Annotated in this window: 8 protein-coding genes and 2 tRNA genes; 7 read left to right on the top strand and 3 right to left on the bottom strand. The window is 44.5% G+C overall.

From position 1 onward, the window contains the following. Positions 1–51: 51 nt before the first annotated feature. Positions 52–124 (bottom strand) — tRNA-Val (locus MSA64_RS03845). Between the two features lie 30 nt (positions 125–154). After that, positions 155–228 (bottom strand) — tRNA-Met (locus tag MSA64_RS03840). 209 nt (positions 229–437) lie between these two features. On the opposite strand from MSA64_RS03840, the gene MSA64_RS03835 reads away from it, so the two are divergent. The 6 genes from MSA64_RS03835 (at position 438) to MSA64_RS03810 (ending at position 6,932) form a co-directional block, all read left to right on the top strand. Further along, entirely contained in the window at positions 438–1,289 is an 852-nt protein-coding gene (locus tag MSA64_RS03835; protein ID WP_287890625.1) for a peptidoglycan-binding protein, read from the top strand. A 145-nt stretch (positions 1,290–1,434) separates the two neighbouring features. Further along, positions 1,435–1,917, top strand: coding sequence for a 2-C-methyl-D-erythritol 2,4-cyclodiphosphate synthase (ispF, locus tag MSA64_RS03830; RefSeq protein ID WP_022399750.1), 483 nt, complete (start codon positions 1,435–1,437; stop codon positions 1,915–1,917). Between the two features lie 251 nt (positions 1,918–2,168). Continuing rightward, entirely contained in the window at positions 2,169–3,431 is a 1,263-nt protein-coding gene (locus tag MSA64_RS03825) for an ABC transporter substrate-binding protein (protein WP_287890623.1), read from the top strand. Positions 3,432–3,548: 117 nt separating this feature from the next. Further along, the gene (locus MSA64_RS03820; protein WP_215637231.1) at positions 3,549–4,430 is read left to right on the top strand and encodes a carbohydrate ABC transporter permease; all 882 of its coding nucleotides are present in this window, start codon (positions 3,549–3,551) and stop codon (positions 4,428–4,430) included. Between the two features lie 2 nt (positions 4,431–4,432). Next, complete coding sequence (locus tag MSA64_RS03815; protein WP_106493420.1) at positions 4,433–5,257, top strand: carbohydrate ABC transporter permease; 825 nt, start codon at positions 4,433–4,435, stop codon at positions 5,255–5,257. 28 nt (positions 5,258–5,285) lie between these two features. Continuing rightward, a complete protein-coding gene (locus MSA64_RS03810; protein WP_287890620.1) occupies positions 5,286–6,932 on the top strand; it encodes a DUF4091 domain-containing protein in 1,647 nt (548 codons plus the stop codon). A 120-nt stretch (positions 6,933–7,052) separates the two neighbouring features. Here MSA64_RS03810 and MSA64_RS03805 read toward each other — a convergent pair whose 3' ends face one another. Beyond that, positions 7,053–7,190, bottom strand: a complete 138-nt coding sequence (locus MSA64_RS03805; RefSeq protein WP_334302741.1) for a DUF6783 domain-containing protein — start codon at positions 7,188–7,190, stop codon at positions 7,053–7,055. Between MSA64_RS03805 and MSA64_RS11930 the strand changes: the two genes are divergently transcribed. Beyond that, on the top strand, positions 7,155–7,243 hold an 89-nt coding region (locus MSA64_RS11930), incomplete at its 3' end, for a DUF6783 domain-containing protein (protein ID WP_334302740.1). The genes MSA64_RS03805 and MSA64_RS11930 overlap by 36 nt on opposite strands.

Below are 7,243 nucleotides of genomic sequence, written 5' to 3'. Positions count from 1 at the left end.
TCTAGCCAACTGAGCTATCTCGCCATATGAAATTGTCTTCCAAAGAAGAAGTGGAACCTACAGGGCTCGAACCTGTGACCCTCTGCTTGTAAGGCAGATGCTCTCCCAGCTGAGCTAAGATTCCAGGGTCAACACTGATATACAGTTGTTGAAGTAGCGAGAGGGGGATTCGAACCCTCGACACCACGGGTATGAACCGTGTGCTCTAGCCAACTGAGCTATCTCGCCATTTTTCGTGGTTGCCAACCGCAACCTGCTTTACGATTATATAAAACTGGTAGGAAAAAGTCAAGCGTTTTTTTGAAAAAAATTAAAAAAATTTAAAAAGAGGGAAAAGTACAGAAAAATACAACAATTACAGGAAATATGCGAAGGAACAAAAAGTCCTGTGTCTGCATAGAATAACCGGAGAGAAACTTTCAGGAGAAAGAAGAAAAATGGGACGGGATCTGACCAAATGTCATCCACGGTTACAGAAACTGGCAAAAGAACTGGTGGCAGCCTGTGAAAAACAGGGATGCCCGATCGGGATCGGAGAGTGTTTTCGGACGGTACAGGAACAAAACCGGCTGTATGCCCAGGGGAGAACCAAGCCGGGACCGGTCGTAACCAATGCGCCGGGAAGCACCTATCGCTCCATGCACCAGTGGGGAGTGGCGTTCGATGTATACCGGAAGGACGGAAAAGGAGCCTATAACGAATCAGGAAACTATTTTCAGAGAGTGGGAGCTATCGGAAAATCACTGGGACTGGAGTGGGGCGGAGACTGGAAATCCATTGTGGATAAACCACATTTTCAACTGCCGGACTGGGGAAGTACCTCCGAACGTCTGCGGAAACAGTATGGAAATATCTACGCCTTTCAGGCAACCTGGACGGGATCGGGTACATCCACCGGAAAACAGGCATCTTCCGGAGAGGAGACTCCGCATACAGAGGTGAAAACACTGACGGCAGACAGCACGCAGAAAGAATGGATCCTGGCGCTGCAAAGAGAACTGATCCGACAGGACTATCAGCCGGGTACCGCAGACGGAATTGCAGGTAAGCGGACAGTGGAGGGCTGCCCCACGGTTCGAAAAGGTGCAAAAGGAGAACTCACACGATGGATTCAGAAGCGGCTGTCCCTCTATCTGAATGTGTGGAGCGGAGGCGGTCAGGCAGACGGGATTTTCGGAGAAAAGACCGAACAGAATATCCGGCATTTTCAGAAGACCAAAGGGCTGTCAGCAGATGGCATTGTAGGGAAAAAGACCTGGAGTGCCCTGTTGCAAAGCAGGGGAAAATAAGGTATCATGACAGACAGAGAATATGATTCTGATGGTCAGGATATATAATAAGAAGAAAGTGTGTTGAATAAGAAAAAATGTATTCTCGGAGACATCGGGTATCTGAGGCTGTGAGAATATAGAAAAAAGAAAGAGAGGAACAGATATGGTACGGGTAGGAATGGGATATGATGTACATAAACTGACGGAAGGACGGGATCTGATCCTTGGCGGTGTGAAGATACCGTGGGAGCTGGGACTTCTGGGACATTCGGATGCGGATGTGGTTGTCCATGCGATCATGGATGCACTTCTCGGTGCAGCTGCCCTGCGGGATATCGGAAGACATTTTCCGGACACGGATCCGCAGTATAAAGGAATCTCAAGTATCCTGTTATTGCAGAAAGTGGGAGCTTTATTAAAAGAAAAGGGATATCAGATTGTAAATATTGATGCCACGATCATCGCACAGAAGCCAAAACTTCTTCCACACATCGATCAGATGATCAAAAATGTGGCAGATGCACTGGAACTTTCCGAAGATCAGGTGAATATCAAGGCAACCACAGAAGAAGGACTTGGATTTACAGGAACAATGCAGGGGATTTCCTCCCAGGCGATTTGTTGTATACAATCTGTACGGGATTGACAAAAAACGATAATTCAGTTAGAATAAAGAAGACAAAGAGGTCACAGAAAAAGGCACTGTGGCCTTTCTTTTTTTCATAAAAGAAGAGGCTGTTAGGTTATTGTGCTGCTTTTTATGAGATTGCAGGACGATTTTATGTGAAAACTGGACGATTCTATATAGCTTCTGTCGGACAAAGACGATATACTTTTGTCAAAAGAAAGGAAAGATTCCACAAATGATTGTGGAAAAGAACGAAGGAGGAAAAAAGTATGAACAAGAAAAAAGTAGTAGCGTGTTTACTGGCAGCAACTATGACAGCAGGTATGCTGGCAGGCTGTGGTGGAAGTTCAGGAAGCAGTGATTCATCCTCTTCCTCAGGTGGAAAAGACAAACTAACTTTCTGGTTCCCGACCTTTGCATCTGCTGACGGAGAAGTGACAGACGAAGAATTCTGGAACGAGAAAATAGATGCTTTCGAAGAAGAGAACAACTGCGAAGTAAACGTAGAGATTATTCCGTGGGATAATTACGAAGAAAAATATCTGACCGGTGTAAATTCCAACGACGGACCGGATGTAGGATATCTGTACATGGAAATGTTCTATGACTATATCGATATGGGTGCCTTGGCAGACATCGATGAATACTTTACAGATGATGAAAAAGCAAATTACCTGTACTACGATCTGGGAAATATCCAGGGTGGACAGTATGCACTGCCTGTAGTTGTTGGTAATCCGAGACTTCTGGCAGCAAACATGGACATCCTCAAAGAAGCGGGTGTGGATGCTGTTCCGACCAACTGGGATGAACTGAAAGCGGCATGCGAAGCAGTAAAAGCAAGTAATCCGGATGTTGCACCGCTGAGTGCGACCTGGGGAAGTACCCATTATGGAGCATTGAACGAAGTATACTGGCCATATTTCTGGGGAGCTGGTGCACAGATTGTCGATGAAGACGGTAATCTGACCATCGACTCTGAGGCCGGTCTGAAAGCGACACAGTTCCTTGCAGATATGAAAGAAGAAGGCCTGATTCCAGAAACAAGTACTTCTACAGATGACTCTCTGGAACCATTCAAGAATGGTGAAGCTGCTATGACAGTCGCAGCATCCAGCAACCTGGCAAAAGTAGATGGAATCAACTGGGATTACTCTATTCTGTCCGGTCCGGAAAATACAAAGACATTTGTAGCATCAGACAGTCTGGTACTGTTTAACAAATGCAAAAACAAAGATCTTGCCATCAAACTTATGAAATATGTGACCAGCAAAGATGTAATGGCAGATTTCCATGAAAGAGTATCTGAGCAGCCGCCGATCACTGCAGACGATACCTACAGCGGAGATGAAAAATTTGCCGATCTGTTCACAAATCAGACAGACAAGTTCCAGTCACTGCCGGTATTCAAAGGCGCAAGTTCCATGTATGATACCCTGTATAAGAATATGCAGTCTATGATGCTTGGTGAACTGACTCCGGAAGAAGTTCTGAAAAACACAACAGAATACTATGACTCCAATCTGAAATAATGAGATGGAAATTTAGTTAGAGAAGGTTAGTAATAAGAGGGGATGGTGCATAGGAGTAACCGGTGTACCGTCCCTCTCGTTTCACAATGGGGCAAACAAGATAAAAAGGAGAATGACATGTCAAGAAAAACAAAAGAAGCAGTACAGGGAGTTATTTATATTCTCCCGAGTTTTGTATTGATTTTGATTTTTTGTATTATTCCGATTTTCATGTCCGGCTATTTCAGTTTTACAGAATATAATATTATGAATTCGCCGAAATTTGTAGGACTTGATAATTATATCAAAATGTTTAAAGACAGTTATGTGACAGATGCAGCAAAAAATACTCTGCTGTATGTGGTTATGACTGTTCCGGCACAGACGATTCTGGCACTGGCATTTGCAGCTTTTCTGGCAGCAAAGATACAGAATAAAAAAGGTGAATTCTTACGAAGTGTTATGTTTATTCCGGTTATCGCATCTGCAGTTACCGCAGGTACGGTATGGAGAATCATCCTGAATACAGATGGTGGTTTTCTGAATAACATTCTGAATTTCTTCCATATTTCTTCTGTTAACTGGCTGGGTAGTACTAAAACTTCTCTGTTAAGTATCTGTATTGTTGCAGTATGGAAAAACGTAGGATATTTCCTGGTTATCTATTATGCGGGTATCATGGGAATTCAGAAAGATCTGTATGAGGCGGCAAGAGTGGATGGAGCAACACCGCTGCAGCAGTTTACTAAGATTACGCTCCCGGTATTAAAACCGATCACGTATCTGGTAGTTACCCTTGGTATTATTTGGTCCTTCCAGGTATTCGACCTGGCTTACCTGATGACAGGTGGAGGCCCTGGTCATTCCAGTGTCACTCTGGTTATGGGTATCTATAATGCAGCGTTTAAACAGTACAAAATGGGATATGCATGTGCAATGGCCATGTTCCTGTTACTTATGATTATTATCATCAATGTAGTGGAAGATCTGTTCTTTAAAGAGAAAAAGGAGGCGAAATAGACATGAAGAAAAAACAGAAATGGACCGTCTTTTCCATCCTTGGAGTATTGATTTTGTTAGTCTTTGCAGCTATCTGTATCGCACCTTTTATCTACATGGTAATCATGTCATTCACCCAGTCTACCACGCTGATGTTACACTGGAGTGATATTAACTTTGGAGATTTTACAAACTTTAACTACGTACTGAAAAAGACAGGATTTATCAGAGCACTGACAAACAGTGTGATCGTTGTATTCTGTTCCTGTCTGTTTAACTGTATTATTGCATCCATGGCAGCCTATGGATTTGCAAAGAAAAAATTTCCGGGCAGCAAGATGATTTTTCGTATGTATCTGCTGACCCTGATGATTCCGGGACAGGTAACGATGATTCCGGTATTCATCATGATGAACAAAGCGGGACTGACCAATACATATTTTGCTCTGATTGTTGTCATTTTGAATGCATTCGGTGTATTCCTGATCCGTCAGTTTATGGATACGGTACCGGATGAACTGCTGGAAGCTGCGAAAGTAGACGGATGCCCGGAGTACCGGATCTTCATTCAGATCGTTATTCCGCTGATCAAACCCGTACTGATTTCACTGGTTGTATTTACCTTTGTAACTTCCTGGAACGATTTCCTGTGGCCGTTGGTATCCACATCCAATTCCGATATGTATACCCTGACGGTAGCATTGTCTCTGTTAAAAACACAGTACCAGACAAACTATGGTCTGATCATGGCAGGTGCAACGGTATCTTTCCTGTTCCCATTCATCATGTATGTGTTCTTACAGAAACAGTTTGTGGAAGGTATCGCACTGAGTGGTATTAAAGGTTAAAAAATTAAAAATGTATAAGGGGGTACCTATGGAACTGTTAAAAGTTAAAAAAATCACTTCGCTGGAAAAAGTGTTCCCGGATCAGGAGCCGAGTGGAGAGGGAATGGAAGATGTGATCACCGCACTGAAAAAAGAGACGGTATCTTTCCAGATGGCTTACTACTGGGGTGGTGAGAGGAAAGGAAGAGCACAGGTGCAGGTGACGGCCGATGACAAAGAGCAGGTACGTGTGAGAAGTGTCCGCCTGGTTCCCTGTGAATATCCGGCACATATGGTGGCAGATGAGGATTATCTGACCACCAAACCGGGTCTGTATCCGGATCTGCTGAGTGAGATCCAGCCGTGGGGGGTGGAACTGATCAGCGGACAGTGGAAGAGTCTTTGGATCGATGTGGACACCACAGGACTCGCTGCCGGAGACCATACCATAAAAGTGGATATGGTAGTGGAAGGAGAAGTTCTGGACAGTTCGATAGAGTTGATTCATGTAGTAGATGCAGAACTTCCGGAGCTGGCAGTACCACACACAGAGTGGTTTCATTCGGATTGTCTGGCAAATTATTACGGCGTGGAAGTGTTCAGTGAGGAATACTGGAAGATCGTGGAAAATTTTGTACGTACAGCCGTAAAAAGAAAATGTAACATGTTGCTGACGCCGGTATTTACTCCTCCTCTGGATACAGCAATCGGTGGAGAGAGACGTACCGTACAGCTGGTAGATGTACATGTGACAGAGAACGGATATACCTTCGGTTTCGATAAGTTCGAGCGATGGGTAGATATGTGTAAACGCTGTGGTATCAAATATTATGAGATTTCTCATCTGTTCAGCCAGTGGGGAGCAACGATGGCTCCGAAGGTTATGGGTGAGAAAGATGGAGAACTGGTGCAGCTGTTTGGATGGGACACAGAAGCAGCAGGAAAAGAATACAGTGAGTTCCTGCATCAGTTCCTGGCAGCACTGAAACCGGAACTGGAGAAACTGGAAATCTCTGAGGTGGCATATTTCCATATTTCTGACGAGCCTTCCCGGGAGCAGTTTGATTCTTATAAAGCAGCCAAAGAAGTTGTGGAAAAAGATCTGGAAGGTTATCAGATGATGGATGCGCTGTCTGATTACGAATTCTATGAAAAAGGTCTGGTATCTCAGCCGGTATGCGCAGTCAACCATATTCAGCCATTCCTGGAGAAACGTCCGGAAAAGCTGTGGGGATATTATTGCACCGGACAGTACGTGGATGTAACAAACCGTTTCATCGTACAGCCGGGTTACCGTACCAGAATCCTGGGTACGCAGATGTACAAATACCAGCTGGATGGATTCCTGCACTGGGGCTACAACTTCTACAATGCAGAACATTCCATCTTCCCGATCGACCCATATCGCTGTACGGATGCAGCAGGGGCATTTCCGTCAGGAGATCCTTTTTTGGTATACCCGGGAGCTGACAAAGAGCCGGAAGAATCTCTGCGTATCATGCTGATGGATGAGGCAATGAGCGATCTTTGTGCCATGAATTATCTGGAAGAACTTGCAGGAAGAGATGTGGTTATGAAGTGTATTGAACCGGAAGGTGGAGAGAAGGTAGAGTTTGAGTCTTATCCGAGAAGTATTGCTTATCTGGTGGAGATGAGGAAGAAAGTGAATCGGGAGATTGAGAAGAGAGTGAAATAAGTTGTAACAAGACGGACGCAGCAAGCAGTCACCTGCCGCTGTTTTGTTGCAACCGGGAGAAAAGAGTGTGTGAAAAAGGGAAGGCATTCGGTTTTGGCTGAATGTCTTCCCTTTCGTTTTTTATTGATTTATGTTATTGTTACCTACACGAATTATTGATGATAAAAGCCGCGTCGTGTAGGTTGGTGCTTTAGAGCGTGTCTGAAAAATCATTTCCGCAATCTGCAAGCTCCAGTTTGCGGTATATTTTACCCTCATTCGGTTGCCGTAGCCCGCTACGCCGCCCTCATTCGGATAAAATCTCCCACAAA

Origin of the sequence: Oliverpabstia sp. (assembly GCF_022785585.1) — a bacterium.
GTDB classification, from domain to species: Bacteria; Bacillota; Clostridia; order Lachnospirales; family Lachnospiraceae; genus Oliverpabstia; species Oliverpabstia intestinalis.
Note: the sequence above shows the minus strand (reverse complement) of the source record. Positions and strands in the feature narration are given on the sequence as shown.